This window comes from Actinoplanes sp. CA-030573 (assembly GCF_050951115.1).
In the GTDB taxonomy this organism is placed as follows: domain Bacteria; phylum Actinomycetota; class Actinomycetes; order Mycobacteriales; family Micromonosporaceae; genus Actinoplanes.
The window spans coordinates 2816274-2842238 of record NZ_CP192038.1 but is presented as its reverse complement, the minus strand read 5'-3'; the positions used below and the strand labels follow the sequence as shown (position 1 = coordinate 2842238).

At 71.0% G+C, this 25965-nt stretch carries 25 protein-coding genes; 13 read left to right on the top strand and 12 right to left on the bottom strand.

The features are described 5' to 3' along the window. The first annotated feature begins 61 nt into the window (after positions 1-61). The 3 genes from ACQP2F_RS13170 to ACQP2F_RS13160 all read left to right on the top strand — a co-directional run bounded on the left by ACQP2F_RS13170 (position 62) and on the right by ACQP2F_RS13160 (position 3222). Positions 62-1351, top strand: coding sequence for an ABC transporter substrate-binding protein (locus ACQP2F_RS13170; RefSeq protein ID WP_433303841.1), 1290 nt, complete (start codon positions 62-64; stop codon positions 1349-1351). Between the two features lie 92 nt (positions 1352-1443). Then, positions 1444-2382 carry a carbohydrate ABC transporter permease gene (locus tag ACQP2F_RS13165; RefSeq protein WP_433303839.1) on the top strand — a complete coding sequence of 313 codons (939 nt, stop codon included), beginning with the start codon at positions 1444-1446 and terminating at the stop codon, positions 2380-2382. 3 nt (positions 2383-2385) lie between these two features. Further along, entirely contained in the window at positions 2386-3222 is an 837-nt protein-coding gene (locus tag ACQP2F_RS13160; RefSeq protein WP_433303838.1) for a carbohydrate ABC transporter permease, read from the top strand. 94 nt (positions 3223-3316) lie between these two features. On the opposite strand, the gene ACQP2F_RS13155 is transcribed toward ACQP2F_RS13160, so the two are convergent. Further along, complete coding sequence (locus tag ACQP2F_RS13155; RefSeq protein WP_433303836.1) at positions 3317-5545, bottom strand: glycoside hydrolase family 3 N-terminal domain-containing protein; 2229 nt, start codon at positions 5543-5545, stop codon at positions 3317-3319. Positions 5546-5768: 223 nt separating this feature from the next. Between ACQP2F_RS13155 and ACQP2F_RS13150 the strand changes: the two genes are divergently transcribed. Beyond that, positions 5769-7175 (top strand): non-reducing end alpha-L-arabinofuranosidase family hydrolase, encoded by a 1407-nt coding sequence (locus tag ACQP2F_RS13150; protein ID WP_433303834.1) that lies wholly within the window; start codon positions 5769-5771, stop codon positions 7173-7175. 29 nt (positions 7176-7204) lie between these two features. Beyond that, positions 7205-8818 (top strand): glycoside hydrolase family 27 protein, encoded by a 1614-nt coding sequence (locus tag ACQP2F_RS13145; protein WP_433303832.1) that lies wholly within the window; start codon positions 7205-7207, stop codon positions 8816-8818. A gap of 65 nt (positions 8819-8883) precedes the next feature. On the opposite strand, the gene ACQP2F_RS13140 is transcribed toward ACQP2F_RS13145, so the two are convergent. Beyond that, complete coding sequence (locus tag ACQP2F_RS13140; RefSeq protein ID WP_433307471.1) at positions 8884-9519, bottom strand: LuxR C-terminal-related transcriptional regulator; 636 nt, start codon at positions 9517-9519, stop codon at positions 8884-8886. After that, a complete protein-coding gene (locus tag ACQP2F_RS13135; RefSeq protein WP_433303831.1) occupies positions 9519-11450 on the bottom strand; it encodes a sensor histidine kinase in 1932 nt (643 codons plus the stop codon). Before ACQP2F_RS13135 ends, ACQP2F_RS13140 begins: the two co-directional genes overlap by 1 nt. 107 nt (positions 11451-11557) lie before the next feature. On the opposite strand from ACQP2F_RS13135, the gene ACQP2F_RS13130 reads away from it, so the two are divergent. The 4 genes from ACQP2F_RS13130 to ACQP2F_RS13115 are packed head-to-tail and all read left to right on the top strand — an operon-like array spanning position 11558 to position 14086. Then, positions 11558-12142, top strand: a complete 585-nt coding sequence (locus ACQP2F_RS13130) for a hypothetical protein (RefSeq protein ID WP_433303829.1) — start codon at positions 11558-11560, stop codon at positions 12140-12142. Between the two features lie 11 nt (positions 12143-12153). Next, positions 12154-12684 (top strand): hypothetical protein, encoded by a 531-nt coding sequence (locus ACQP2F_RS13125; RefSeq protein ID WP_433303827.1) that lies wholly within the window; start codon positions 12154-12156, stop codon positions 12682-12684. Beyond that, entirely contained in the window at positions 12681-13289 is a 609-nt protein-coding gene (locus ACQP2F_RS13120) for an RNA polymerase sigma factor (protein ID WP_433303825.1), read from the top strand. The genes ACQP2F_RS13125 and ACQP2F_RS13120 overlap by 4 nt, the downstream gene beginning before the upstream one ends. Continuing rightward, a complete protein-coding gene (locus ACQP2F_RS13115; protein ID WP_433303823.1) occupies positions 13286-14086 on the top strand; it encodes a hypothetical protein in 801 nt (266 codons plus the stop codon). The genes ACQP2F_RS13120 and ACQP2F_RS13115 overlap by 4 nt, the downstream gene beginning before the upstream one ends. A gap of 65 nt (positions 14087-14151) precedes the next feature. On the opposite strand, the gene ACQP2F_RS13110 is transcribed toward ACQP2F_RS13115, so the two are convergent. Continuing rightward, a complete protein-coding gene (locus ACQP2F_RS13110) occupies positions 14152-14475 on the bottom strand; it encodes a hypothetical protein (RefSeq protein ID WP_433303822.1) in 324 nt (107 codons plus the stop codon). A 94-nt stretch (positions 14476-14569) separates the two neighbouring features. Further along, the gene (locus ACQP2F_RS13105) at positions 14570-14905 is read right to left on the bottom strand and encodes an SdpI family protein (protein WP_433303820.1); all 336 of its coding nucleotides are present in this window, start codon (positions 14903-14905) and stop codon (positions 14570-14572) included. 140 nt (positions 14906-15045) lie between these two features. Here ACQP2F_RS13105 and ACQP2F_RS13100 point away from each other — a divergent pair, with 140 nt between their 5' ends. Together ACQP2F_RS13100 and ACQP2F_RS13095 are read left to right on the top strand one after the other, a co-directional pair. Continuing rightward, the gene (locus ACQP2F_RS13100; protein ID WP_433303818.1) at positions 15046-15393 is read left to right on the top strand and encodes a YciI family protein; all 348 of its coding nucleotides are present in this window, start codon (positions 15046-15048) and stop codon (positions 15391-15393) included. A gap of 15 nt (positions 15394-15408) precedes the next feature. After that, positions 15409-16644: an RNA polymerase sigma factor gene (locus ACQP2F_RS13095; protein ID WP_433303817.1), complete on the top strand. Its 1236-nt coding sequence runs from the start codon at positions 15409-15411 to the stop codon at positions 16642-16644. Between the two features lie 68 nt (positions 16645-16712). Here ACQP2F_RS13095 and ACQP2F_RS13090 read toward each other — a convergent pair whose 3' ends face one another. Continuing rightward, entirely contained in the window at positions 16713-17270 is a 558-nt protein-coding gene (locus ACQP2F_RS13090; RefSeq protein WP_433303815.1) for a TetR/AcrR family transcriptional regulator, read from the bottom strand. Between the two features lie 56 nt (positions 17271-17326). Here ACQP2F_RS13090 and ACQP2F_RS13085 point away from each other — a divergent pair, with 56 nt between their 5' ends. Further along, positions 17327-17752, top strand: a complete 426-nt coding sequence (locus ACQP2F_RS13085) for a hypothetical protein (RefSeq protein WP_433303813.1) — start codon at positions 17327-17329, stop codon at positions 17750-17752. A gap of 7 nt (positions 17753-17759) precedes the next feature. Here ACQP2F_RS13085 and ACQP2F_RS13080 read toward each other — a convergent pair whose 3' ends face one another. From ACQP2F_RS13080 to ACQP2F_RS13055, 6 genes are all read right to left on the bottom strand, one after another. After that, positions 17760-18200, bottom strand: a complete 441-nt coding sequence (locus ACQP2F_RS13080; RefSeq protein WP_433303810.1) for an ester cyclase — start codon at positions 18198-18200, stop codon at positions 17760-17762. 10 nt (positions 18201-18210) lie between these two features. Then, on the bottom strand, positions 18211-19038 hold the full coding sequence (locus ACQP2F_RS13075) for a LacI family DNA-binding transcriptional regulator (protein WP_433303808.1): 828 nt from the start codon (positions 19036-19038) through the stop codon (positions 18211-18213). A 91-nt stretch (positions 19039-19129) separates the two neighbouring features. After that, positions 19130-21562, bottom strand: coding sequence for a glycoside hydrolase family 2 protein (locus ACQP2F_RS13070; protein ID WP_433303806.1), 2433 nt, complete (start codon positions 21560-21562; stop codon positions 19130-19132). A 14-nt stretch (positions 21563-21576) separates the two neighbouring features. Next, entirely contained in the window at positions 21577-22389 is an 813-nt protein-coding gene (locus tag ACQP2F_RS13065) for a carbohydrate ABC transporter permease (RefSeq protein WP_433303804.1), read from the bottom strand. Continuing rightward, the gene (locus ACQP2F_RS13060) at positions 22386-23186 is read right to left on the bottom strand and encodes a carbohydrate ABC transporter permease (protein WP_433303803.1); all 801 of its coding nucleotides are present in this window, start codon (positions 23184-23186) and stop codon (positions 22386-22388) included. Before ACQP2F_RS13060 ends, ACQP2F_RS13065 begins: the two co-directional genes overlap by 4 nt. Positions 23187-23296: 110 nt before the next feature. Next, complete coding sequence (locus ACQP2F_RS13055) at positions 23297-24610, bottom strand: ABC transporter substrate-binding protein (RefSeq protein WP_433303801.1); 1314 nt, start codon at positions 24608-24610, stop codon at positions 23297-23299. A 206-nt stretch (positions 24611-24816) separates the two neighbouring features. Here ACQP2F_RS13055 and ACQP2F_RS13050 point away from each other — a divergent pair, with 206 nt between their 5' ends. After that, on the top strand, positions 24817-25821 hold the full coding sequence (locus tag ACQP2F_RS13050; protein ID WP_433303799.1) for a glycoside hydrolase family 26 protein: 1005 nt from the start codon (positions 24817-24819) through the stop codon (positions 25819-25821). Positions 25822-25965 lie beyond the last annotated feature (144 nt).

The following is a 25965-nucleotide window of genomic DNA, read 5'->3' as shown; positions in this document are numbered from 1 at the left end:
TCCTAGCTTGAGCGACACGTTCCGGAAATACTCCGGAAGTTTCGGTTCGGAGGTGAGCTTCATGGCACCCAACAAGACCCTCGCCGTGGCAGCCGTGGTGGCGTTGAGCGCCATGAGCCTGGCCGCCTGCAGCGGCGGCGATGACGATAAGGGCGGCTCCGGCGGCAACGTCACGATGCAGCTCTGGGAGAACGCGACCACCGGCCCCGGCAAGGCGTTCTGGGACAAGGCGGCGGCCGACTTCCACACCGCACACCCGAACGTCACGATCAAGATCCAGGCGGTGCAGAACGAGGACCTGGACGGCAAGCTTCAGACCGCGCTGAACTCCGGGTCCGCGCCCGACATCTTCCTGCAGCGCGGCGGCGGCAAGATGGCGGCGATGGTCGAGGCCGACCAGCTCAAGGACATCACCGGCGACATCACCGCGGAGAGCAAGCAGGCGGTCGGCGACGCGGTCCTCAAGGCCGGGCAGGTCGACGGCAAGCAGTACGCGGTGCCGGTCTCGATCCTCCCGGGTGGCTTCTGGTACAGCAAAGATCTGTTCAAGAAGGCCGGAGTGACGGCCACGCCCACCACCCTCGACGAGCTCAACGCGGCGGTGACCAAGCTCAAGGCCAACGGCACCCCGGTCGCGCTCGGCGCCAAGGACGCGTGGCCGGCCGCGCACTGGTACTACTTCTTCGCGCTGCGGGCCTGCAGCGAGGCCGCACTCGACGCCGCCGCCAAGAGCAAGACCTTCAACGATCCCTGCTGGACCAAGGCCGGCAACGACCTCAAGGCGTTCGCCGACACCCAGCCGTTCACGAACGGCTTCCTCACCACCTCGGCCCAGCAGGGCGCGGGCAGCTCGGCCGGCCTGATCGCCAACCACAAGGCGAGCATGGAGCTGATGGGCTCCTGGGACCCGGGCGTCATCGCCTCGCTGACCAAAGACACCAAGCCGCTTCCGGACCTGGGCTTCTTCCCGTTCCCGGCGGTGAGCGGCGGCCAGGGTGACCCGGCCGCGGTCATGGGCGGCGCCGACGGCTACTCGTGCTCGGCCCAGGCGCCGAAGGAGTGCGCCGACTTCCTCAACTACCTGCTGACCAAGGACGTGCAGGTCGCCTACTACAAGGGCTTCAACTCGCTGCCGGTCAACAAGGAGGCGCAGGGCGCGGTCACCGAGGACTACCTCAAGGCGGTTCTCGATGCCTACAACAAGGCGCCGTACGTCTCGCAGTGGCTGGACACCGTCTACGGCCAGAACGTGGGCAACGCCCTGAACGTCAGCGTGGTGAACCTGCTCGCCGGCAAGGGCGACGTTCCCGGAATCATCAAGGCCGTGAACGACGCAGCCAAGAAGGGCTGAGAGGTAACCGTGCCATGAGCGTCCACTTCGGTGACAAGAACACAGCGGTCACTGAGGATGCGCCCGGCAGTCGCGTGCGGAACGGAGGTGGCGTGCAGGCGCCGCCTCCGCTTCGTCCCCGCCGGCGCGGCATCGGCTGGGCCCAGCGTGCGGAGATCGCGTTGCTGTCCGGTCCCGCGATCCTCATGTTCCTGGGCTTCGTGATCTTCCCGGTCGTGATGGCCGGGTACTACGGCTTCTACAAGTGGAAGGGCTACGGGCCCCCGACCCACTTCGTCGGCCTCGACAACTACAAGACGATCCTGCAGGACAGCTCGTTCCACGCGGCCCTGTGGCACAACGGCGCGATCGCGGTGCTGTCGCTGGTCATGCAGGGTCCGATCGCGCTCGGCCTGACCTTGCTGCTCAACCGCAAGATGCGGGGGCAGTCGATCATCCGGGTGCTGATCTTCGTCCCGTTCGTGATCGCCGAGGTCATCGTCGGCACCGCCTGGAGCCTGATGCTGCAGTCCAACGGCGCCGTCAACGACGTCCTGCGGTCGATCGGCCTGGACTGGCTGGCCGTCGACTGGCTGTCCAATCCGAAGATCGCCCTCTGGACCCTCATGCTGATCCTGACCTGGAAGTACGTCGGGTTCGCCGTGATCCTCTTCCTGGCCGGCATGCAGAACATCCCGGAGGAGCTGTCCGAGGCGGCCGCGGTGGACGGCGCCTCGTACTGGCAGACCCAGCGACGGATCACCCTGCCGCTGCTCGCGCCCACGATCCGGATCTGGGGATTCCTGTCGATCATCGGCGCGCTGCAGCTGTTCGACCTCGTCTACATCATCTGGGGCCAGTACGTCGCCTCGACCGCCGGCACGTCGACGATGGCGACGTACATGGTCACCGAGGGTCGCAACGCCGGCAACTACGGCTACGGCAACGCGGTGGCGGTCGTGCTGTTCACCATCTCTCTGATCATCGCGCTGATCTACCAGCGCTTCGTTCTGCGCCGGGACACCGAGGGCGCGCTCACCGAGGGAGCGTAGGAGATGGCCAAGCCCAGGACGGAAAGCGGCTGGGGCAACCCGACCGTCTACGCCGCCGCTCTGCTGCTGATCGGCCTCATGCTCGGGCCGGTGCTGTACATCATCCTCGGTGGATTCCGCACCAACTCGCAGATCACCGTGAACCCGGCCGGCCTGCCCGACCCGTGGAACTTCGCCAACTACACCGACGTGCTGACCAGCGACGTCTTCTGGCGTGAGGTCGGCAACTCGACCATCGTGGCCGTTGCCACCACCCTCGGCGTCGTCACGCTCGGGGTGATGGCGAGCTACGTCCTGGCCCGATACCGGTTCCGGGGTCGCGGCGCGATGTACGCGCTGTTCGCCGCGGGCCTCATGTTCCCGGTGACGGTCGCCATCACTCCGCTGTACATCCTGGTGAAGAACCTGGGCCTGGTGAACACCCTGCCCGGCGTCATCCTCCCGCAGATCGCGTTCGGGCTGCCGACGACCGTCATCATCCTGGTGCCGTTCCTGCGGGCCATCCCCAAGGAGATCGAGGAGGCCGCGGCCATCGACCGGTGCAGCCGGCTGGGCTTCTTCTGGCGGATGGTCCTTCCGCTCTCGGTGCCGGGGCTGATCACCACCGGGATCCTCGCGTTCATCGGCAGCTGGAACAGCTATCTGCTCCCGCTGTTCCTCCTCAACGACCAGGACACGTTCACGCTGCCGCTGGGCGTGCAGGCCTTCACGTCGCAGTACTCGGTGGACACCGCCAAGGTCCTCGCCTTCACCTCGTTGTCGATGATCCCGGCGCTGCTGTTCTTCAGCTTGTTCGAGCGCCGCATCGTCGGCGGCCTCACCGGCGCGGTCAAGGGGTGAGGCTCGGCTGACCGCGCGGGCCCGTCCCCCGCGCGGTCAGGGGCCGATCTCAGCTGACCGCGCAGGGCGCGTCCCGCGCGGTCAAGGGCCGATCTCAGCTGACCGCGCAGGGCGTCCCGTTGAGGGTGAAGGAGCTCGGTCGCGGGTTGCTTGCTCCGCGGGTGGCGTTGAACCCGAACGTGACCGATGCCCCGGGTGCCAGCGACGGGCTCCAGCTCTCGCCGGTGGCCACAACCGTGACGCCGGTCTGGGTGATGCGCGCCGACCACCCTTGTGTCACGGTCTGACCCGCGGTGAACGTCCACTGGAGCGACCACGGGTTCAGGATGGTGGCGCCGGTGTTGGTGACGGCCACGTTGCCGGTGAAGCCGGTGCCCCAGTCGTTGGTCGTCCACGCGACCCGGCAGCCGCCCGATCCGGAGGGCGAGGGCGACGTCGGGGTCGGCGTGGGCGTCGGGGTGGGCGTGGGCGTCGGACCGCCGGAATACGTGAGCCCGTAGCCGTACGGGAAAAGGGCGGTCTTGCCGTCGCCGTCGTTGATCGGCTCCTGGCTCGCCGACTGCATCCAGGTCACCGGCAGCGTGCCGGTGGGCGCGTAGTCACCGAAGAGGACGTCGGCCACGCCCGCGCCCTCGCTGCCCGGAAGCCAGGCCGCCAGCAGCGCGTTCCAGTTCGGCAGCTCGGCCGCGACGTCCAGCGGGCGCCCGGAGACGAGGACGACGATCACCGGCACGCCCGCGGCCCGCAGCCGGCTCAAGGTGGCCAGGTCGGTGCTGTCGAGACTCATCGAACCGGGCCGGTCGCCCTGCCCCTCCGCGTACGGCGTCTCCCCCACCACCGCGATGGCAGCCCGGTAGCTGCCGTCCACACCCATGCCGTCGCGCTGATAGGTGACCGTCGTCCCGCTTCCGACCGCGGCCCGGATGCCCTGCAGGATGGTGGTGCCGGGCACGGTGTTGCCACTCGCCCCCTGCCAGGTCAGCGTCCAGCCGCCGCTCTGGTTGTCGATGTCGTCGGCGCTCTTGCCGGCCACGAACAGCTTTCCGCCGCTCTTGGCCAGTGGCAGCACGTTGCCGGCGTTCTTCAGCAGCACCTGCGACTGCCGGACGGCCTGGCGGGCCAGCGACCGGTGCGCCGCGCTGCCGACGGTGGCGGCGTACGAGCGGTCGGCGTACGGATGCTCGAAGAGTCCCAGCTCGAACTTCTTGGTGAGGATGCGCCGGTTGGCGTCGTCGATGCGGCTCATCGGGATCTGCCCCGCCTGCACCGCCGCCCGCAGGTAGCCGATGAAGGTCTTCCAGTCGTTCGGCACCATGATCATGTCAAGGCCGGCATTGATCGACTGAACGACCTCGGCCTGGGTGAACCCCTGCTGCCCGTCGAGCTGGTCGATCGCCGCCCAGTCCGAGACGACCAGGCCGGTGAAGCCGAGCTCGCCCTTGAGGACGTCGGTGATCAGGTACTTGTTGCCGTGCGACTTGACGCCGTTCCAGCTGCTGTACGAGATCATCACCGAGCCGACGCCGCGCTCGACCGCCGCCCGGAACGGCGGCAGGTGTACGGCCCGCAGCTCGGCCTCGCTGACCTGGGTGTTGCCCTGGTCGGTGCCGTTGGTGGTGCCGCCGTCGCCGATGTAGTGCTTGGCGGTGGCCAGCACCGAGGCCGGGCCGCCGAGGGTCGCGCCCTGGAAGCCGGTGACGATGGTGGTCATCGCGGAGGCGATCTCGGGCTTCTCGCCGAAGGACTCGTAGGTGCGGCCCCACCGGTCGTTGCGGGCGACGCAGAGGCACGGCGCGAAGGTCCAGTCCAGCCCGGCCCCGGTGACCTCCTCGGCGGTGGCCCGGCCGATCTGCTGCACCAGCGCCGGATCACGGGTCGCGCCGAGCCCGATGTTGTGCGGGAAGATCGTCGAGCCGAGCACGTTGTTGTCGCCGTGGACAGCGTCGATCCCGTACATCATCGGGATCTGCAACGGGGTGGCCATCGCGCCGCGCTGGAACCCGTCGTACATGTCCGCCCAGCCCGCCGGGTTGTTCTGCGCCGGCGCCGAGCCGCCGCCGGAGAGCAGCGAGCCGAGGCGGTAGGTGGTCACGTCGGCCGCCGTCGCCGAGGCCCGCTCGGCCTGGGTCATCTGACCGATCTTCTCGTCCAGGGTCATGCGGCCCAGCAGGTCGGTCACCCGCTCGGCGACCGGGCGGGCCGGGTCCTGATAGGGCAGTCCGGCCGCCGCGGCGGGCGGCGTCGCCAGGGTGACGCCGGCGATCGCGACGCCGGCGAGAACGGCGGTGACGGCGCCGCAAGCGGCGAGCGGTCGGGTACGCATGGGCGGTCCTGCTTCTTCGGGGAGGGGGTTACCCATCGTGGCATGGGAGCGCTCCCACAGCAACCCCGGGCCGGTCGTAACACCTTTTCAGCACCGACCCGGCGAGCCGTTTTTCCCATCGTGAAAGGTGACGCCGGATCCCCGGGCAGGGCGGCTGTTAACGTTCACCAACAGCGATCCCCATGAATGCGTCCTCCGCTGTCCCCCGCTCAGGAGTAGTTCTATGTCCAGATTCAGAGCGACCACCGCCGGCGTCATCGCGGCCGGCGTGGTGCTGACCGCATCCACCGCGGTCGTGCTGGCCGGCCCGGCCGGAGCCGCCGCCGCCGGCTGCTCGGTGAAGTACGCCGTCTCGTCGCAGTGGCAGGGCGGCTTCAACGCCGACGTGTCGATCATCAACCTCGGCGACCCGCTGTCCGGCTGGACGCTGACGTGGTCGTACACCGCCGGGCAGACCGTGACCCAGGCCTGGAACGCGACGGTGACGCAGAGCGGCTCGGCCGCGACCGCGAGGAACATGAGCTACAACGGCTCGGTCGCGACCAACGGCACGGTTTCGTTCGGCTTCACCGGGTCGTGGTCGGGCAGCAACCCCGTTCCGGCCGCCTTCGCGCTGAACGGCGTGACCTGCACCGGCGCGACGACGCCGACCACGCCGACCACGCCCGCCTCGCCGACCACCTCGCCGTCGTCGCCGTCTCCCTCGCCGTCGACGCCGGGCGGCTCCTGCTCCCTCCCGTCGAGCTACCGCTGGACGTCCTCGGGCGTCCTGGCCAACCCCAAGTCGGGCTGGGTCTCGTTGAAGGACTTCACCAACGTCGTCTACAACGGCAAGCACCTGGTGTACGCGTCGAACGTGTCGAACGGCTCGTACGGCTCGATGAACTTCACCCCGTTCACCAACTGGTCGGACATGGCCTCGGCCGGCCAGAACGGGATGAGCCAGGGCACGGTGGCGCCCACGCTGCTCTACTTCGCGCCCAAGAACATCTGGGTGCTGGCCTACCAGTGGGGCGCCTGGCCCTTCATCTACCGGACGTCCAGCGACCCCACCAACGCCAACGGCTGGTCCTCGCCGCAGCCCCTGTTCACCGGCAGCATCTCCGGCTCCGGCACCGGCCCGATCGACCAGACCCTGATCGGCGACGGCCAGAACATGTACCTGTTCTTCGCCGGCGACAACGGCAAGATCTACCGAGCCAGCATGCCGATCGGCAACTTCCCCGGCAGCTTCGGCTCGAACTACACCACCATCATGAGCGACTCGACCAACAACCTGTTCGAGGCGGTCCAGGTCTACAAGGTCCAGGGCCAGAACCAGTACCTCATGATCGTCGAAGCGATCGGCAGCCAGGGCCGCTACTTCCGCTCGTACACGGCCACCAGCCTCGGCGGATCGTGGACCCCGCAGGCCGCCAGCGAGAGCAACCCGTTCGCCGGGAAGGCCAACAGCGGCGCCACCTGGACCAACGACATCAGCCACGGCGACCTGGTCCGCAACAACCCGGACCAGACCATGACCGTCGACCCCTGCAACCTGCAACTGCTCTACCAGGGCAAGAACCCGAGCGCCGGCGGCGACTACAACAACCTGCCGTGGCGGCCGGGCCTGCTCACCCTGCAGCGATGACGGGCTGGCGAAGAGAAGAAGGTGTAGGGATGTTCGTGAACCACCATCGAGGTCGTGCCCGTCGCTGGCTGATCCGGGCGTCGGTGCTGCTCCTGGCGTTCGGCGTGACGAGCTGGGGCGTCGCCGTGCGCACCGCGTCCCCGGCGCAGGCGCTGCCCAACAACCTGGCCCTGACCCCGCCGATGGGCTGGAACGACTGGAACGCGTACGGCTGCAATGTGTCCGAGACGCTGGTGAAGCAGACCGCCGACAAGATCGTCTCGGCCGGCCTGGCCGCCGCCGGTTACCAATACGTCAATATCGACGACTGCTGGATGCAGCACAGCCGGGACGCGGCGGGCAACCTGCAGCCCGACTACGCCAAGTTCCCGGACGGCATCTCCGGCACCGCGGCCTACGTCCACTCCAAGGGCCTGAAGCTGGGAATCTACGAGGATGCGGGCACGTCGACCTGCGCCGGCTACCCGGGCAGCCTGGGCCACGAGGCGCAGGACGCGCGTACCTTCGCCGCCTGGGGTGTCGACTACCTGAAGTACGACAACTGCTACAACAACGGCTCGAGCACCACCCAGCAGTACATCGCGCGGTACTCGGCGATGCGCGACGCGCTGGCGGCGACCGGGCGGCCGATCGTCTACAGCATCTGCGAGTGGGGCGTGAACGCGCCGTGGACCTGGGCCGGCGACGTCGGCAACCTGTGGCGCACGACCGGCGACATCCAGGCCAACTACAACAGCATGTTGTCGATCTTCCACCAGAACGTCGGTCTGTCCGCCTACGCCGGGCCCGGCCGGTGGAACGACCCGGACATGCTCGAGGTCGGCAACGGCATGTCGGCCACCGAGGACCGGGCGCACTTCAGCCTCTGGGCCGAGATGGCGGCGCCGCTGCTGGCCGGGAACAACCTGGTCAACGCCAGCTCGACCACGCTGTCGATCCTGGGCAACCGGGCGGTGATCGCGGTCGACCAGGACTCGGCGGGCAAGCAGGGCCGGCTGGTCAGCTCGTCCGGCGGGCTGGACGTGCTGGCCAAGCCGCTGGCCAACGGCGACGTGTCGGTGGTGCTGTTCAACGAGAACGCCTCGACCGCGACGATCACCACCACCGCGGCGGCGATCGGCAAGACCGGCGCGTCCAGCTACACGCTCAGCGACCTGTGGTCCGGCACCACCAGCAGCACCACCGGGACGATCAGCGCGAGCGTGCCGGGTCACGGCGTGGTCATGTACCGGGTCGCGGGCGGCACGACCGGCGGGGGCGACACCACGGTGACGATCCGCGGGAGTGCGTCGAACCGGTGCCTGGACGATCCGAACAGCTCGACGACCAACGGAACGCAGCTGGTGATCTGGGACTGCAACGGCGGCGCCAACCAGCGGTGGACCCGCAGCGGCAACCAGTTGCAGGTCCTCGGCAAGTGCCTGGACGCGTACAACAACCAGACGTCGCCCGGCACGAAGGTCGAGATCTGGGACTGCAACGGGCAGACCAACCAGCAATGGACGGTCAACGCGAACGGCACGATCACCGGCGTCCAGTCGGGGCTGTGCCTGGACGTGGCCGGTGCCGCGACCGCGAACAACACGCTGGTCCAGCTGTGGACCTGCACCGGCGCGGCCAACCAGAAATGGACGCTGAGCTGAGCCAGATCCCGGGCTGAGCCCGTTCCGAGCGAGGCATCCGGCGCATGCCGGGTGCCTCGCCGTGCTCAGGCCCGGAGGAACCGCAGGACGGCCAGCACCCGCCGGTGCTCCCGTTCGTGCTGGAAGAGCCCGAGCTTGGCGAAGATCGACGTCACGTGCGCCTCGACCGTCTTGATCGCCAGGTGCAGGTCGGCCGCGACGGCGGCGTTGGACAAGCCCTGCGCCATCAGGGCCAGGACGGCTCGCTCTCGCTCGGTGAGCGCGTCTAGGGGATCCTGCTCGCGCCGCCGGGCGACCAGCCGGGCCACCAGCTCCGGGTCGACGACGATCTCGCCGCGGGCCACCCGGCGCACGTCGGCCCCGAACGCGGCGAGGTCGGAGACGCGGTCCTTCAGCAGGTAACCCACCCCGGCGTCGAAGTCGGTCATCAGCCGCAGGGCGTGGTGCACCTCCACGTACTGCGACAGCACCATCAGGCCGACGCCGGGCGCCATCGCACGGATGGCGGCCGCGGTCTCGATGCCCTCGGCCGCGAAGCCGGGCGGCATGCGCAGGTCGATCACGGCCGCGTCCGGCGGGTCGGCCCGGATCAGGCGCAGCAGCGCCGCCCCGTCGCCGGCCTGGCCGGTCACGGTGAACCCGACGTCGGCGAGGATGCGGGCCATCCCCTCGCGGAACAGCACGGCGTCGTCGGCGAGCATCACGCGCACGGGATCACCGTCCGCAGCCGGGTGCCACCCGGGCCGCTCTCGATGGTCAGACGGGCGTCGAGAGTGGCGAGCCGGTCGGCCAGTCCCTCCAGCCCGCTGCCCGCCCGGGCCGCCGCGCCGCCACCGCCGTCGTCGCGGACCTCGACGACCAGGCCGGTCTCGTCGAGGGCGAGCCGGACCGTCACGGTGCCGGCGCCGGCATGCTTGGCCGCGTTCGTCAGCCCCTCGCTGACCAGGAAGTAGGCCGTGGACTCGACCTCGGCCGGCAACCGGCGGGGCACCGACACCGTGAGCCGCACCGGCACCGGCGACCGATCGGCGAGGAACCCGACCGCGGCCTCGAGCCCGTCCTGCGTCAGCACGGCCGGGTGCAGCCCGCGGGCCATCTCGCGGAGCTCGGCGATGGCGTCGAGCAGCCGACGGCGTACGTCGTCGGCCCGCGCCGCGACCTCGCCGGCACCCGCCGCCGTGGCCAGCCGGACCACGCCGCCGAGCTCCATGGCCACGGTCACCAGCCGCTGCTGGGCGCCGTCGTGCAGATCGCGCTCCAGGCGCCGGCGAGCGGCGTCACCGGCCGCGACCAGCCGCTGGGCCGTCGCGCGCAGCTCCAGGACCAGCCCGGCCTGGGCGGCCAGGTCACCGACCAGATGCGCCTCGCCGCTCGACAGGGCCTCGCCCGGGGCCTTGGCCACCGTGATCGCGCCCCGGAACCGGCCGTCGTACCGCACCGGAACGGCCGGCAGACCGGCGAGCGTGCGCGCGCCGGCCGGCAGAGGCGTCGCGGCCGGCCAGGCCGACACCGCCCGCAGCTCGTCCGGTGAGCCGATCCAGAGCATCACCTCGCGCGCGCCGACGGCATCGGCGACGGTGCTGCAGATGCCGTCGAGCACCCTGCCGGCCGGCGCCGTGAAGTGCGCGGAGAGACGAGCCAGCGCCTCGTACGGGGTGGCCCGCCGTCCATGGACGACGCGGTCGGCCAGCCGCTGCACCCGGCGGCGCAGCGGCTCGAAGGCGACCGCCACGAGACCGGTGGCCAGCAGCGACAGGAGGGTGCCGTAGCCGTCGACGAGGCGTCCGGCGCCGACCACGACGACGGCGTAGCCCGCGGTCACCAGCGCCGCCATCGCGCCCCAGACCAGCGACTTGTTGATCACCGGATCGATGTCGTAGAGGCGGTAGCGCAGGATCGCGGCCCCGGCCGCCACCGCGAGCAGCGGTGCCGCCAGGGTTCCCGGGAGCGGGGACCGCCAGATCACCAGGCCGGCCACCATCACGGCGGCCGACAGCGCCGCCGCGTAGAGGAACCCGCGCAGCTGGCGCGCCTCGTCCCCCCGGGCCCGCCGCATGCGGGCCGCCACGCAGGCCACCCAGGCGAGCTGGAACAGCAGGTAGCCGGCCGGGCGCGCGACGGTGTAGAACGCGTCGGCGGCCGGGAACCCGCCGAGCGTGAACGGATGGCCGGCGACCAGGCCGGTACGCGCGTACTCGACCGGCCACAACGCCGAGACCGAGGAGAGGACGAGCCCCACCGCGGCGAGGACGCCGACGACCGGCGCCCACCGGGCGGTCGGCAGCCGGCCGGTCGGGAAGCACATCACCGCGATGCCGACCAGCACCAGCACCAGCGGCAGCGGCCAGACCCCGAGCCAGCCGATCCACGAGGCGCCCGGCAGCGGGCCGGCGTGCAGGCCGTACTGACGGGCCGCGAACATCACCGCGTGGGCGGCGCCGACCGCGGTGAACAACAGGCCCTCCCGGTTTCCGGGGCGGCGGCGGAGCACGTACAGCCCGACCGCCGTGAACGACGCGGCGATCAGCCCGTTGTGCAGATTGCCGACGTGCGGGCCGAGCGCGAAGCCGCCGGCGATCAGCGCGGCGACCGCCACCCCCACCGCCCGGCCCAGCACCCCGCCCCGGAACACGTCTGTATCGTGCCAGCGGAGAAGGGCCCTGTGACCAGGGTTAACCCGGCAATTGTCGAGGGCCTCCCCCGATGCCCGGCCGGACCGGCGCGACCACGGTGGGACACATGACCTCCACACCTCTGGAACGCCTGCTCACCGCGTCTCTCGTGGTCGCGCCCGCCGTCTACCTCGTCGCCGACCTGCTCTACGCGGGCCGCGGCTGGGACGACCCGTCCGCCGCCGTCGTCCACGTGCTGGGTGCGGTCGGCTACACCGTCGTCATGGTGCGCCTGGTGACGCTCGGTACCGGCACGCTCGCGGCGGTGCTGCTCACGGTCGGCGCCCTCGGGGCGGCCGGCAACGTCGCGTACGGCTTCAACACCATCCACGTCTCGCTGGGCGACACCGACCTGGTCGACGCCTCCGGCGCGGCCACCCTGATCAAGCCCCTGGGTCTGTGCTTCCCGCTCATGCTGCTGCTCGGCGCCGCCGTCCTGCGCCGGATCGCGCCGACCTGGGCGGTGGCGCTGCTCGCCGTCAGCGCGCTGAGCTGGCCGGTCGCCCACATCGCCAACATCGGCTGGCTGGCCGTGCTGGTCAACGCCGGACTGGTCGCCGCGTTCGCCGCCGCGGCGTTCGCACTCTCCCGCGCCGGCGCCCCGGCCGGGCCCGCCTCCGCCGGCGCGCTCCCCTCGGCCGGGGCGCGATAGGTTGAGTCACCGTGACACCGCGGGTGAGCCTCGACGACCTCGGGGCGTGGCTGATCAAGGGCAACGCCGACCACGCCGACCTGGCCGGCCGCTTCGCGCGCGACCCGGTCGTCCGGGGCTGGTGCGTGCAACCGAGCTATCGGACCCGGCTCATGCGGGCCGGTCAGCCGGTGGTCTTCTGGGCCAGCGGCAGCCGCGCGGGGGCCGGCAGTGGCGCACGGCCGGGCGGCGGCGCGCGGGCCGGCAGCGGAGCGCCGGCCGGCGACGGCGGCGGGCGGCTTTGCTACGGCGTGTGGGGCATCGGGCGGGTGGCCGGCGAGGCCGGCGCCGAGGTTCCGCTCGACCTGACCATCTGGCCGCCCGCCCGCCGGATCGCCCGCGACGAGCTGCGGGCCGACAGCAGGCTGGCTGGGCTCGAGGTGTTCCGGCAGCCGCAGGGCTCCAACCCGTCGTACCTGACCGTGGCCCAGTTCGGCGCGCTGCTCGACCATCTTCCGGCGGACGGGGAACTCGCCGGGCGCGCCGGCCATAAGAGGGTGTGAGCGACACGGCGGACATCACCCGGGCCGGCGACGGCGAACTCTGGCGACGAGCGGGCCAGGGCGAGGCCGCCTGCTTCGGCGTGCTGTTCGATCGGCACGGCGAGGCGGTCCGGGCCTTCTGCGCGCGCCGGACCGGCTCGCTCGACGCCGCCGACGACCTGGTCTCCATCGTGTTCCTGGAGGCCTGGCGCCGGCGGGCCGACGTCGAGCTGGTCGACGACAACGCCTTGCCCTGGCTGTACGGAATCGCGCGCCGCACCATGCAGCATCGATGGCGCACCGCGCTGCGGCACCGGCGCGCGCTGGACCGACTGCCGCCCCCGCCGCCCGCTCCCGACCACGCCGACGAGGTGGCCGCCCGGCTCGACGACGAGCGGCACCTGACCCGGCTCGCGGCGGCCCTGGAGCGGCTGCGGCCGGCCGACCGCGACGTGCTCGTCCTCTGCGTGTGGCAGGGCCTCACCTACGCCGACGCGGCCGTGGCGCTGGGGGTGCCGGTGGGCACCGTCCGGTCGCGGCTGTCGCGGGCGCGTTCCCGGCTCGAAGCCGAGACCGAGGCGCCCCGCCCCGTGCCCGCCTCCGCACCGCGATCGGAGTTGCCATGACCGAGCTGCGTTCCCGCCTCGCACCCGAGCACCGGGCCGGCATCCGGCACATGCTGGTGGACCAGGCGACGCCGGCCGCCCGGCCGGGCCCTCGCCGGCGCCTGGCCCTGGCCGGCGTCCTCGCCGCGACGGTCGTCGCGACCGGCGCGGTCGCGCTGGCGGTCTACCCGGATCCCCCGCCCCCGGACTACGCCGGCTGGACGGCCGTCCCGCAGGCGGCTCCGCCGTTGACCGCACCCGATCAGGACATCGAGCGCTGGGCCTCCAAATGCAGCGACCTCGGTGTCGGCGGCGTGGGCGTGCAGGGCGTCCCGGCGCGACCGAAGGACGCCGCCCGGCGCGATGTCCTCGTCGACCGGCGCGGCGGGTTCACGTACTGCGTCGATGTCTCGATCGGCAGCGGCACGGCCACCGATCCCCTGATCGCGCTCTCCGGTCTGAAGGCCGCCGGGCGCCACGGCGCCAACAGCATGGCGGCCACCGTCTTCGACAAGCCGTTCGCCGAGCCGCGCAACGGCGAGGTGCTGGTGCTCGGCGGGGACGTCGGGACGCCGCCCGCGGGCGGGACGAGCGAGATCAGAGCCTTCCAGATGTACGGGCTGAGCGGCCCCGCCGTGACCGGTGTGGACCTGGTGCTGCGCAACGGCCTGCGGGTCACGGCCACCCTGCGGCACGGCGTGTGGGGGGTGTGGTGGCCCAGCGACCGGGGCGATCCCACCGGGGCCAGGCTCCAGGTCCACACGGGAGCCGGCGTGCGGAGTGTGGATCCGTCCGTGGCCGGGCTGCCGTTCGGCTGATCAACCGCGGCGACGCCACGCCGCCGGGCCACGGAAGCGGCCCGGCGGCGTGGCGTGCGGGCGACTCAGTCGGTGCGGGGGTCGCGGTCGCGGGTCGAGCTGCCGGCCTTGGCCAGCCCGCGGCTGACCATGTAGCCGACGGTCAGCAGGGTGATGAACCACCAGGCCTTGTCGGCGGCGAAGACGTCGCCGCCGTTCTCGCTGCCGGGGTCGCCGGTCACCGCCGAGGCGATCAGCACACCGACCACGGCGGCCAGATAGACGATGAGCTCGGTGGTCTTGTAGGACGGCTTGGTCTCCTCGCCGCGCCGCGACAGCGTGTGGACGGTGCGATCGACATCGGCGATCCGGCCGGTTCCGGTCGTGGGTCCAGATGCTGCCGTGGTCATGATGCTCCTCGGGGGTCTTATGGGGGTTTATGCGGTTATAGGGTTTTAGCCCTGTGATCCGCGGATGCCCACCGCCCCGGAGGCTAAACGCCCGTCACTCCGATGTGGCTTTCCGGGCGGCGCGATCCCCCCGGACACCGCCGGCGACGACCAGCGCCACCAGCAGGACCACGCCGGCCAGGACGCACGCGGTCCGGGCCCGGTCGGGCAGCGCCAGGGCCACCAGGCCACCGGCCACGGCGGCCGCGCCACCGGCGATCACCAGTGGCGCGGCCACCCGGTTTCCGATCTCGAACGCCCGGTCGCTGCGCAGCGTCGCCGAGGTGCGCACGCCGGCCACCCGGTTGCGCGGAAGCCGGCCGAGGAGCCCGAGCACACCGGTCAGGGCGACCAGCGCGCCGGCCCCGATGACGACAACGGCTGCGACCATCGCACACTCCCCCCGCTCGAGGGCAGACTACGTCGATCGCGGAGAAAAATTCTGCGGACGAGCTGTCGATAACGCCGTGCCCGATCGTCGTCCGGGTGAAGGCGGCCGATCGGCGGCCACCCGACGTGAAGGAGACCACCATGCGTTACCTGTTGCTGATCTACAGCGAGGAGACCACCGGCGCACCCGACCCGGCCGAGGCCGAGAAGGTGATGAACGAGTACTGGGCGTACAGCGAGGCGCTCAGCCAGGCCGGCGCCAGCACCGGCGGCGAGGCCCTGCAGGACAGCAAGACCGCCACCACCGTACGGGTCAAGGGCGGTGAGCGGGTCGTCACCGACGGGCCGTTCGCCGAGACCCGGGAGGTGCTGGGCGGCATCTACCTGATCGACGTGCCCGACCTGGACGCGGCGATCGACTGGGCCGCCAAGTGCCCGGGCGCGAAGTACGGGTCGGTCGAGGTGCGGCCGATCATGGAGTTCTCCTGACCGTGGAGGTTCCCGATGGGTACGGCGGCGGACTCGGTCGAGGCGGTCTTCCGCGAGGAGTGGGGACGCCTGCTCGCGACGCTCGTCCGTACCCTCGGTGACCTTGACCTGGCCGAGGAGGTCGCGGCCGACGCCGTCGCCGCCGCGTTGCAGCGGTGGCCGCGCGACGGAGTGCCGAACCGCCCGGCGGCGTGGCTGCTGACCACGGCCCGCCACCGGGCGGTCGACCTGTTGCGCCGGGACCGGGTGCTGGCGGCGAAGCTGGCCCTGCTGCAGGTGGAGGCGGACCGCTACCAGCCCCCGCCGCCGGCCTCGGACCCGGACGAGATGCCGGACGAGCGGCTCCACCTGTTCTTCACCTGCTGCCACCCGGCGCTGGCGCTCGAGGCGCGCACCGCCCTGACGCTCAACTGCCTCGGCGGCCTGACCACCGCGGAGGTCGCCCGCGCGTTCCTCACCCCGCACGCGACCATGGCCCAGCGGCTGGTGCGGGCCAAGCGCAAGATCCGCGAGGCGCGCATCCCGTTCCGGGTGCCGCGGCCGCACGAGCTGCCGGACCGGCTGCCGGCGGTGCTGAACGTGATCTATCTGATCTTCACCGAGGGGTACGCCGCGACCGGCGGCCCGGCCCTGATGCGCCCCGAGCTGGCCGACGAGGCCGTGCGCCTGGCGCGGATCCTGCACCGGCTCATGCCCCGGCAGCGCGAGGTGGCCGGCCTGTTCGCCCTCATGCTGCTCGTCGACGCCCGCCGTGACGCGCGCGTGGACCTCCGCGGCGAGCTGGTGCTGCTCGACGACCAGGACCGGTCCCGCTGGGACGCCGGCAAGATCGAGGAGGGACGCCGGCTCGTGGTCGAGGCGCTGACCGGCGGCCGGCCGGGCCCGTACGCGCTGCAGGCCGCCATCGCCGCCGTGCACGACGAGGCGGCGACCGTCGCGACCACCGACTGGCCGCAGATCGTCGCCCTCTACGACGTCCTGCGCACGGTGGCGCCCTCGCCGCTGGTCGAGCTCAACCGGGCGGTGGCGGTGGCCATGGTCGACGGTCCCGCGGCCGGGCTCGCGCTGCTGGACGCCCTGGCCGCGGACCGGCGGCTGGCCGGGTACCACCTGCTGCCGGCGGCCCGCGGCGACCTGCTGCGCCGGCTGGGCCGCACGGCGGAGGCCACCGACGCGTACCGGCAGGCGCTCGATCTCGCCGGCAACGAACCGGAGCGCTCGTTCCTGCGGCGCCGGCTGCGCGAGAGCTAGCGCCGCCGGCTGCGCGAGAGCTAGCGCCGCCGGCGGCGGGAAAGCCGGCGCCGCCGGCTTCGGGCGAGTCAGCGGGGCCGGGAGAGGATCAGGTCGCCGGCGCGGGCCAGCACCTGCGCCCGGGTGCGCCCGCCGTGCTCGGCGGCCAGGAAGTGCTCGCCGATGAGCAGGCAGAAGGCGAGAACGCTGCGCGCCTCGACCTCGTCCGGGTCGGCGCAGAAGGTGCCGATCATCTCGCGCAGCAGGGCCATGCGCCGGTTGTCCACCCGGCGCAGCCGCTCGGCGACCGCCTCGTCGCGGCGGGCCCAGTCGCGGATCGCGAGGTCGATGGGCAGCAGCCGGTCGCTGGAGAAGGTCAGCAGCCCGGCCCGCTCGATCTTCCGCTTCGGGTCGCCACCCTCGCGCTCGACCCGCTCGAGCACGTCGTCGGTGCTCTCCCGCTCCCAGGTGTCGAGCATCGCGGTCAGCAGCGCCTCGCGGTCGGCGAACGAGCCGTAGAACCCGCCCTTGGTCACCCCGAGCTGCTTCGCGAGCACCTCCACCCGTACGGCATCGGGGCCGCCCGCCGCGAGGGTCCGCAGACCCTGCTCGATCCACCTGTCCCGGGACGTCTGTCGCTCTGGCACCCGGCCAATATACGCTACCGTATATACGGAACCGTATACGACACGGAGGCCCGGCCATGGACGCTCACTACACCGACCGCTTCACCGTCCGCACCGGCACCGAGGCCACCGCGGAGGAGTGGGCGCGGGCGATCTTCGGCGACGTCCCCAGCCCCGGCGAGATCCTCATCTGGCGGGTCATCCTGGGCCTGCGCCTCCGGCTGAGCCGCGACCGCTCCCCCGGCACCGTCGCCGGCTGGCGCATCGTCGGCCGCGGCCCCGACTGGATCCGGCTCGAGGCAGCCTCCTTCGCCATGACCGCCAACCTCGTCGTCCGGGCGACCGGCGACGAGGCCTCGTTGGCGACGTTCATCCGCTACGACCGCGTCCCGGCCCGCCTGATCTGGCCGCCGCTGTCGGCCGTGCACCGGTGGCTGGCACCCAAGGCCCTCCGCGACGGCGCCGCCCGCATCGCCCGGCGGTCCGCCCGGGAACACCGCTGACCGCTCGTCACGGACTCTCCGCGGTATGCGCGTCCGGGTAAGCAGAGCGATCGGCGCTCGGCGCCGACAACTGGCGCCGTATGCCGTCGGTGTCTATCAACGACCACACGTGGGCGATCCGGTTCGCGCGGAACCGGTAGAACACGTGCTCGGCGAAGGAGACCCGGCGACCGCCCGCATCGATGCCGAGGAACTCCTGCCGCGGGGTGCAGTCGAACCACAGCCGGCACGCGACCTGATCCGGCTGGACGACGAGGAGCTGGATCTCGTAGTGCAGGTCCGGGACCGCCTGCACGTCGGCGCGGAGCAGTTCCCGGTACCGGTCGCGCGTCCACTCCTGGCCGTTGTAGGTGAGCCGGTCATGGACGAACCGGTCGAGGTCGCCGAAACGCCGGTCGTTCAACGCGGCGAGGTAGTCGCGATAGATCTCCTCGAGCTGTCCGCTCATCGTGTGCTCCTCAGCGGGTGCTCTCGCGGGTCACCAGGTGGGCGGCCGGCGCCTGGTAGATCGCGGGCTCGACGCCGGCCATCGCGTCGAGCAGGGCGCGGGCCGCCAGCTCGCCGATGCGGCCGACATCGTGACTCATCGCCGAGAGGGGCGGGACGGCCAGCTGGCACAGCGCGGAGTCGTCCCAGGCGATGACCGACACGTCGGCGGGAACCTTGGCGCCGCGCTCGCGCAGCTCGTCGAGCACCGCCAGGGCCATCAGGTCGTTGTCGCAGACGATCGCGGTCGGGCCTTCGGGCAGGAGCTGCGCGATGGCGGCGCGGCCCGACTCGTACGAGTAATCGCCCTCCGCATGCAGCAGGCGCACGCCCCGCTCGACCGCCTCCGCCTCGGCACCCTCCCGGCGCAGCTGGGTGTGCGCGAACGACACCGGCCCGCTGATGTGGCCGATCACCTCGTGGCCCCGCTCGGCCAGGAACCGGATCGCCTCCCGGGCGAAGCCGGCGTCGTCGGTCCACACCGTCGGCAGGCCGGACGCGGTCGAGGGCGCGCCGAGGACCACCGCCGGCAGCCCCAGCCGGTGCACCAGATCGACCCGGTCGTCGCCGGGTGACAGGTCGACCAGCACGACGCCGTCGACCTGCTCGCCGGCCGCCCACCGTTCGTACGTCCCGCTCTCGGCGGCGTGGTCGGTCACCACCTTGACCAGCACCGACACGCCGGCGGGGGTGAGCACGCGCTCGAGCCCCTCGAGGAACTCGTGGTAATACGGCTCCTCGCCCAGCACCCGCGAGGCACGGGCCAGGACCAGACCGACCCGCCGCTGCGCCTGCGTCAAGGTTCCTCCGCTCCCGGTGCTACGGCGATACCGTACTCGGAGCGGCCCGCACATGGTCGGCGGCGAGCCGATCCGCCCGCCGCCGCCGGAGTCATCGCAAGACCGCCGCCAGGGTGGTGAGCACCCACGGGCTCTTGACCGAGCCGGGGTCGAGGTCGAGGGGCGCGCGCACGCGGAAGACGGCGGACTCGCCGGCCAGGAGGGTGACGAAGCCCCGGTCGCACACCGCCCCGGGGTGGATGCGGTCGGGCTGGAGCAGCACGTCGCGGGCGAGGCCGACCGCCTGCACCCGCACGTCGAGCCCGCCGGGGACGGTCTCGACCTCGACGGTCAGGCCCGGGTCGTCGTGGGCGAAGTCGCGGTCCTCGGCCGCGAACCACAGCGCGCGCACGTCGCCGAACCGGCTGACCAGCAGCTCCGCGGACGGGTCGGCGAAGCCGGCGACCGCGGCCGGCACCGGGATCAGCGCGACCGACCGGGGCGCGACGGTGACCCACCGGGTGACGGTGGCCAGGACCGCTCCCCCGCTGTCCTGCCGCTCGACCAGCAGCGGCCCGCTCCACTCGGCCGGGTGGTCGTTGAGGACGGCCACCACCAGGCCGCCGTCGCGAGGCTGCACGGTCAGGGCGCGGTCGGCGTAGAGCTCCTTCAGCGCGAAGTAGAGCGGCTTGTGCCGGCCGGCGCCGTCGATCGCGGCCCACGAGGTCACCGGCCACAGGTCGTTGAGCTGCCAGAGGATCGTGCCGGCGGTGTGCGGCCAGTGCGAGCGCCAGTGCTCGACGCCGGTGCGGATCGCGCGTACCTGGTTGAGCTGGGTGAGGTAGTGCCAGGCCTCGACGCTTTCGCCGGAGGAGCCGAAGTGCGGGGTGAGACCGCGGGCCAGCTTGCCGTTGCCGTCCTCGGCCTTCTGGTGGTGCAGGACGCCGGGCGAATCCGGCCGCAGCGGATCGTCGGAGACCGCCTGCCGCAGCGTGGTCCAGGCCGGCGGCGCCTGCCAGCCGAACTCGGCGACGAACCGCGGCGCCGAGTCCCGGTAGTGCAGGTAGTCCTCGCGGTTCCACACCTCCCACGAATGGAACGTGCCGTGGCCGACGTCGTTGGGCAGGTGGTCCCAGCTGCCCGACCACGGGCTGCCGGCCTGATACGGACGGCTGGGATCGAGCTCGGCCAGGATCGCCGGAAGTGTCGAAAGGTAGTAGGTCTGACCCCAGCTGTGGTCGCCGTCCCAGCCCATCGCCTGGTGCAGCCACAGGTTCTCGTTGTTGCCGTTCCAGGTGACCAGGCTCGGATGCGGGGCGAGGCGGGTCACGTTCTCCCGGGCCTCGGCCACCACCTCCGAGCGCAGCGGCTCCTCCTCCGGGTAGTCGGCGCAGGCGAACAGGAAGTCCTGCCACACCATCAGGCCGAGCTCGTCGCAGACCTCGTAGAAGGCGCGGTCCTCGTAGATGCCGCCGCCCCAGACCCGGATCAGGTTGACCCCGGCGTCGGCGGCCTCGCGCAGCCGCCGCTCGTAGCGCTCCCGGGTCATCCGGGACGGGAAGATGTCGTCGGGGATCCAGTTGACGCCGCGCACCAGCACCGGCGCGCCGTTGACGTGGACGACGAAGCCGCCGCCGGCCTGGTCGATCGCGACGCTCCGGAAGCCGGTGCGGCGCCGCCAGCGGTCCAGCACCCGGTCGCCGTCGAGCAGCTCGACGGTCAGCTCGTACAGCGCCGGCTCGCCGTGGCCGCGCGGGTTCCACGGCGACACCCCGGCGACGTCGAGGTCCGCGCGCGCGTTCGTCGCATCACCGGGAAGGTCGATGACGGCGAGGAGGCGTCCGTCGAGCAGCACGCGGGCGCGCAGGTCCCGGTCGCGGGTGCGCTCGACGCCGATGGTCAGGTCGAGCCGGCCGGTGCCGCCGGCCGCGCCCGGCGGCGAACCGGGGTGGCGGGCACCGAATGTCGCCAGGGGACGGACGGTGGCCAGCCGGGCGGTGCTCCAGCCCTCGAGCCGCGCCGGCCGCCAGATGCCGGCGGTGACCAGCGTCGGCCCCCAGTCCCAGCCGAACGAGCAGGCCATTTTGCGGATGAAGTTGAACGGCTCGGGGTAGGCGTTGGGCCGCGGTCCGAGGAGGTCCCGTACGCGTTCGGCCTCGGTGTAAGCCGACGTGAACAGCACTTCCAGCCGCTGCGGGCCGCCCGCGAGCAACTCCGTCACGTCGAAGCGATAGCCGCGGTGCATGTTGCGGGTCGAGCCGAGGGCGACGCCGCCGAGCAGGATGTCCGCCACCGTGTCGAGACCGTCGAACACCAGATCGACGCGCTCGTGGGCGGGCCCGTCCCAGGTCACGTCGCGGGCGTAGGTCCAGTCGGTGCGACCCACCCAGGCGACCGCCTTCTCGTTGTCGTCGTGGAAGGGGTCCGGAATGCGGGCATCGTTCAGCAGGTCGACGTGGACACACCCCGGCACCTGCCCCGGCAGCGAGCCGACCGGGCCGCCCCGCAGATCCCACGTGCCGCCGAGGTCTTGAGCGTGCAGCATGCGCGCTTCCTTTCTCATTTCGTGGCGCCGGCGGTGACGCCGTTGTAGATGAAGCGCTGCAGCAGCAGGAAGATCACCACGGTCGGGAGGATGACGATCATGGTGCAGGCGGCGATGGTCTCCCACTGCGCGCCGTACGGCCCCTTGAAGCGGAACAGCGCGGTCGAGATGACGTTGAGGTCGGGCGAGCGCAGGTAGAGGAACGGGATGTAGAACTCGTTGTAGATCGCGATGCCCTTGATGATCACGACGGTGGCGATGGCCGGCTTCATCAGCGGCAGGATCACCTTGCGGTAGACGGTGAACCGGGACGCCCCGTCGATCACCGCGGCCTCGTCGAGACTGCGCGGGATGGACTGGATGAACTGGATGAAGATGTAGATGGAGACGATGTCGGTGCCCAGGAACAGGACGATGGCCGAGCCGAGCGTGTCGACCAGGCCCATCGACTTGACGATCTGATAGGTCGCCACCTGGGTGGTGACGCCGGGCACGAGCGCCGCGACCAGGAACAGCCCCAGCACCAGGCGCTTGAACGGAAAGACGAAACGGCTTATGGCGTACGCGCAAAGGGTCCCGACCGCAACCGTGCCGGCCAGCGAGACCACCAGGATGATCGTGGTGTTGACGAAGCCGCGCAGCATGTGGCCGTTGGTCCAGGCCGTCGCGAAGTTGTGGAAGTTGAGCCAGTTCCGCGGCGGGGTGAGCGGTCCGGTCGTGCCGTACTCGGCGTGGGTCTTGAACGAGGCGAAGAGCACGACCAGCAGCGGGATGACGACCACCAGCGCGGCCGCGACCAGGGACGCGTACTTGGCGATCCGGCTCATGAGAGCGTCACCTCCTCGTCCGGCACCAGCCGGCGCTGGATCCAGGTGACCAGCAGGACGATGGCGAGCAGAACCACCGCCATCGCCGAGGCGAGCCCGATCTTCCGGAACTGGAAGGCGGTCTGGTACGCCTGGACGACGAACGTGGTGGTGCCGTTCGCGCCGCCGGTCATGATGAACGGGATCTCGAAGGCCGACAGGCTGCCGGAGATCGCCAGGATGAACGAGAGGCTGATGATCCGCCGGATGCCGGGCGCGATGATGTGCCGGAACTGGTGCCAGCGGTTCGCGCCGTCGATCTCGGCCGCCTCGTAGATCTCGCCCGGGATGGACTGGATCGCGCCCAGGAACAGCACGAAGGTGAGCCCGGTGAACCGCCACACCGAGGTGCCGGCCAGCGAGAAGTTGGCGACCTGCGGATCGCCGAGCCAGAGCGGGGTGTGGCCGCCGAGGATCGTGTCCAGGGTGCCGCCGGGCTGGAAGAAGTAGAGGAAGACGAATCCGACGGCAACCCCGTTGAGCAGGTACGGGAAGAAGAGGATGCCCTTGAAGAAGTTGCGGAACCGGGTGCTGAACGACAGCACGACCGCGAAGTACAGGGCGATTCCGATCTGCACGAACGACGCCGCGAAGTAGTAGAGGCTGACCAGGAAGACCCGCCAGTACCGCTCGTCGGTGAAGACCCGGACGTAGTTGTCGACGCCGACCGGCTCCATCGCCGGCCGCAGACCGTCCCAGCTGTGGAAGCTGTACCAGATCATGTTGCCGACCGGCACGTACGTGAAGGTGATCAGCATGATCAGCGCGGGGGCCAGGTACAGCCAGGGGCCGTGTGCTCGGTTACGGGTTCTACGGGGAAGCCGGCCCGCTTCGGTGGCGGGCCGGGTTCCCTCGAGGACACCAGTGGTCACTTCATGACCTTGGACTGGGCCGCGCCCCACCGCTTGTCGAGGTCGGCGAAGTACGAGTCCTTGGTGCCCTTGGCGGCGCCGCGGGCGATGTCGACCAGCTTCTGCCGGTAGATGTTGCCGGTCAGGTCGATCTCGGACTCCTTGATGATCTGGTCCTCCTTGCCGCTGTTGGTGGTCGCCGCCGGCAGGTCGAGCAGCTCCACGCCGGCGGCCTGGAAGTCCTGGATCACCTTGGGCATCGGCGCGCTGAGCGGGGTCGGGATCGCCTGCTGATCGGCCGCGAATCCGGACTCGTCGACGAACCAGTCGAGCCACGCCCGGGCGGTCGCCTTGTTCTTCGAGCTCTTGCTGACCGCGGCCGAGTAGTCACCGCTGATCTGGGTGTGGAACTTGCCGCCGGTCTGGTACGGGAACGGCCAGAGCGCGATGTCGGCCGGGTCGGCGCCGGCGGTCCGGGCCGCGTCCTGCATCTGCGGCACCGCCCACGAGCCGAGCAGCATCGCCGCGGTCTTGCCGGTGGCGATCATCGGCTTGGAGTTCTCCCAGTTGGTGGTCAGCGGGTCCTTCTCGCTGAGACCGCCGTGCACGATGTCGAAGAGCAGGCCGTCGGTGATGTACTGGACCTTGCCCGGCTGCCACGGCGACGCGTCCTCGGGGAACTTCTCGTTGATGTCCGGCTGGTTGAGGATGCCGCGCTGGTTGTTGAACTCGCTGAGCGGCCAGCCGTCCTTGTAGTTGGTGTAGTACGGGATCACGCCCGACTTCTTGATCGCCTGCAGGCCGGCGAGGAACTCCGCCGGCGTCTTCGGCGGTGCGGTCACGCCGGCCGCGGCCCACACCCGCTTGTTCACGACCAGGCCCTTGGCGATGCCGCCCAGCGAGAGGCCGTAGACCTGGCCGTCGTACGACTTCTCGTCGGTGAAGCGGTATTTCTTCTTCAGGTCGTCGAGCGTGCCGAGCGGCTCGAAGAACTGGCCGAGCTCGTCGCGGGCGACGCTGTTGGGGATCAGCAGCACGTCGCCGTAGTCGCCGCCGCTGAGCTGGGTCGTGACGTCGCCCTCGTAGTTGGTCACGCCCTGGAACCGGACCGTCGTGCCCGGGTACTTGGCCTCGAACTTCTTCGCGTACTCCGGCAGGGTCGTGTCCACCAGGTCGGTCCGGTTGGTCAGAACCGTGATCGAGCCCTTGACGTCCCCGGTGAAGTCGCCGCTCTTCGCGGTGTCGTCGCTGCCGGCGCCGCCGGTGCAGCCGGCGACGAGGGCGAGCGCGGCGGCGGCGCCGATGCCGATGAAATGCCGTCTATTGATCATGCTGGGTTCCGTCCGCTGGGGGGAGTTTGCCGATCGAGGCGGAGGCGTCACCGCCGCCTGACGGGAGGCCAGCATGGGATGGCGCTGACAACGCTGTCAAGAGTTCTTAAATTATTAATGTAACTATTGACACGGCGGAAACATCCGCTCGACCATGGGGCTGCACCGGGGTCCCCTACCCCCGGTCCCGAAGGAGGACCACCCCCATGAACGTCCCCCGATTCCCCGTCGCGGCGCTGACGGCGACGCTGGTCGCCGGCGTCGCAGTGGTCGCGGCCGTGACGATCACGAGCCCGGCCGACGCGTTCGCCGCCACCCCGAAGTCGACGGTGATCAACTATCTGAAGACGATCACCGGCAACCACATCGTCAGCGGCCAGCACAACAAGGAGCCGGCCACCGCCCCGGGCCAGTACACCCAGCAGGTGCACGACGTCACCGGCCAGTGGCCCGGGCTCTGGGGCGGCGACATGATGTTCACCGCGAACGACATCGCCAACCGGCAGAGCGTCATCAACCAGGCCAAGATCGAGTGGTCGCACGGGTCGCTGGTCGCGCTCACCTGGCACGCCTGCTCCCCCACGGTCGGCGCCAGTTGCAACTTCGAGGGCGGCGTCAAGACAAGCGTCACCGACGCGCAGTTCCAGCAGATCGTCACCGCCGGCACGGCGCTCAGCAACACCTGGCGCAGCCGGATGGCGACCGTCGTCCCGTACCTCAAGCAGCTCAAGGATGCCGGCATCCCGGTGCTCTGGCGTCCCTTCCACGAGATGAACGAGTCGTGGAACTGGTGGGGCCACCGCCCCGGCGCGAACGGCTCGCTGAAGCTCTACCAGCAGATGCGTGACTACTTCACGAGCCAGGGCCTGGACAACCTGATCTGGGTGTGGAACGTGCAGGACAACCCGGCCGGGGGCTGGGCGAGCTACTACCCGGGCAGCAACTACGTCGACGTCGTGACCCTCGACGCCTGGTACAAGAGCTATCCGTCGAGCGGCGACTACGCGCAGATCCAGTCGATCGCGGGGAGCAAGCCGATCGCGATCGCCGAGATGGGCAAGGTGCCCACGGCCGCCCTGCTCGACAGCCAGCCCCGGTGGACGTACTTCATGATCTGGTCCGAGCAGCTGCGCGGCAACAACAGCAACGCCGAGATCCAGACCGCGTACTTCCTGCCCCGCGTCTACAACCAGGGCGAAGTGAAGTTCTGACCGCAGCCGGCAGCGGCCCGGCGCTCTTCACCGGGTCGCCGCCCCTCGGTCGCGGCGCCCCTCGGTCGCGCCGCCCCTCGCGCCGCCCCTCGGTCGCGCCGCCCCTCGGTCGCGCCGCCCCTCGGTCGCGCCGCCCCTCGGTCG

Bases quoted from the DNA above. Each gene is read 5' to 3' on its own strand.
- ACQP2F_RS13170 (WP_433303841.1), top strand. From the start codon at position 62: ATGGCACCCAACAAGACCCTCGCCGTGGCAGCCGTGGTGGCGTTGAGC.
- ACQP2F_RS13160 (WP_433303838.1), top strand. From the start codon at position 2,386: ATGGCCAAGCCCAGGACGGAAAGCGGCTGGGGCAACCCGACCGTCTAC.
- ACQP2F_RS13155 (WP_433303836.1), bottom strand. From the start codon at position 5,545: ATGCGTACCCGACCGCTCGCCGCTTGCGGCGCCGTCACCGCCGTTCTC.
- ACQP2F_RS13150 (WP_433303834.1), top strand. From the start codon at position 5,769: ATGTCCAGATTCAGAGCGACCACCGCCGGCGTCATCGCGGCCGGCGTG.
- ACQP2F_RS13145 (WP_433303832.1), top strand. From the start codon at position 7,205: ATGTTCGTGAACCACCATCGAGGTCGTGCCCGTCGCTGGCTGATCCGG.
- ACQP2F_RS13140 (WP_433307471.1), bottom strand. From the start codon at position 9,519: ATGCTCGCCGACGACGCCGTGCTGTTCCGCGAGGGGATGGCCCGCATC.
- ACQP2F_RS13130 (WP_433303829.1), top strand. From the start codon at position 11,558: ATGACCTCCACACCTCTGGAACGCCTGCTCACCGCGTCTCTCGTGGTC.
- ACQP2F_RS13115 (WP_433303823.1), top strand. From the start codon at position 13,286: ATGACCGAGCTGCGTTCCCGCCTCGCACCCGAGCACCGGGCCGGCATC.
- ACQP2F_RS13110 (WP_433303822.1), bottom strand. From the start codon at position 14,475: ATGACCACGGCAGCATCTGGACCCACGACCGGAACCGGCCGGATCGCC.
- ACQP2F_RS13105 (WP_433303820.1), bottom strand. From the start codon at position 14,905: ATGGTCGCAGCCGTTGTCGTCATCGGGGCCGGCGCGCTGGTCGCCCTG.
- ACQP2F_RS13100 (WP_433303818.1), top strand. From the start codon at position 15,046: ATGCGTTACCTGTTGCTGATCTACAGCGAGGAGACCACCGGCGCACCC.
- ACQP2F_RS13095 (WP_433303817.1), top strand. From the start codon at position 15,409: ATGGGTACGGCGGCGGACTCGGTCGAGGCGGTCTTCCGCGAGGAGTGG.
- ACQP2F_RS13085 (WP_433303813.1), top strand. From the start codon at position 17,327: ATGGACGCTCACTACACCGACCGCTTCACCGTCCGCACCGGCACCGAG.
- ACQP2F_RS13080 (WP_433303810.1), bottom strand. From the start codon at position 18,200: ATGAGCGGACAGCTCGAGGAGATCTATCGCGACTACCTCGCCGCGTTG.
- ACQP2F_RS13070 (WP_433303806.1), bottom strand. From the start codon at position 21,562: ATGCTGCACGCTCAAGACCTCGGCGGCACGTGGGATCTGCGGGGCGGC.
- ACQP2F_RS13065 (WP_433303804.1), bottom strand. From the start codon at position 22,389: ATGAGCCGGATCGCCAAGTACGCGTCCCTGGTCGCGGCCGCGCTGGTG.
- ACQP2F_RS13060 (WP_433303803.1), bottom strand. From the start codon at position 23,186: ATGCTGATCACCTTCACGTACGTGCCGGTCGGCAACATGATCTGGTAC.
- ACQP2F_RS13055 (WP_433303801.1), bottom strand. From the start codon at position 24,610: ATGATCAATAGACGGCATTTCATCGGCATCGGCGCCGCCGCCGCGCTC.
- ACQP2F_RS13050 (WP_433303799.1), top strand. From the start codon at position 24,817: ATGAACGTCCCCCGATTCCCCGTCGCGGCGCTGACGGCGACGCTGGTC.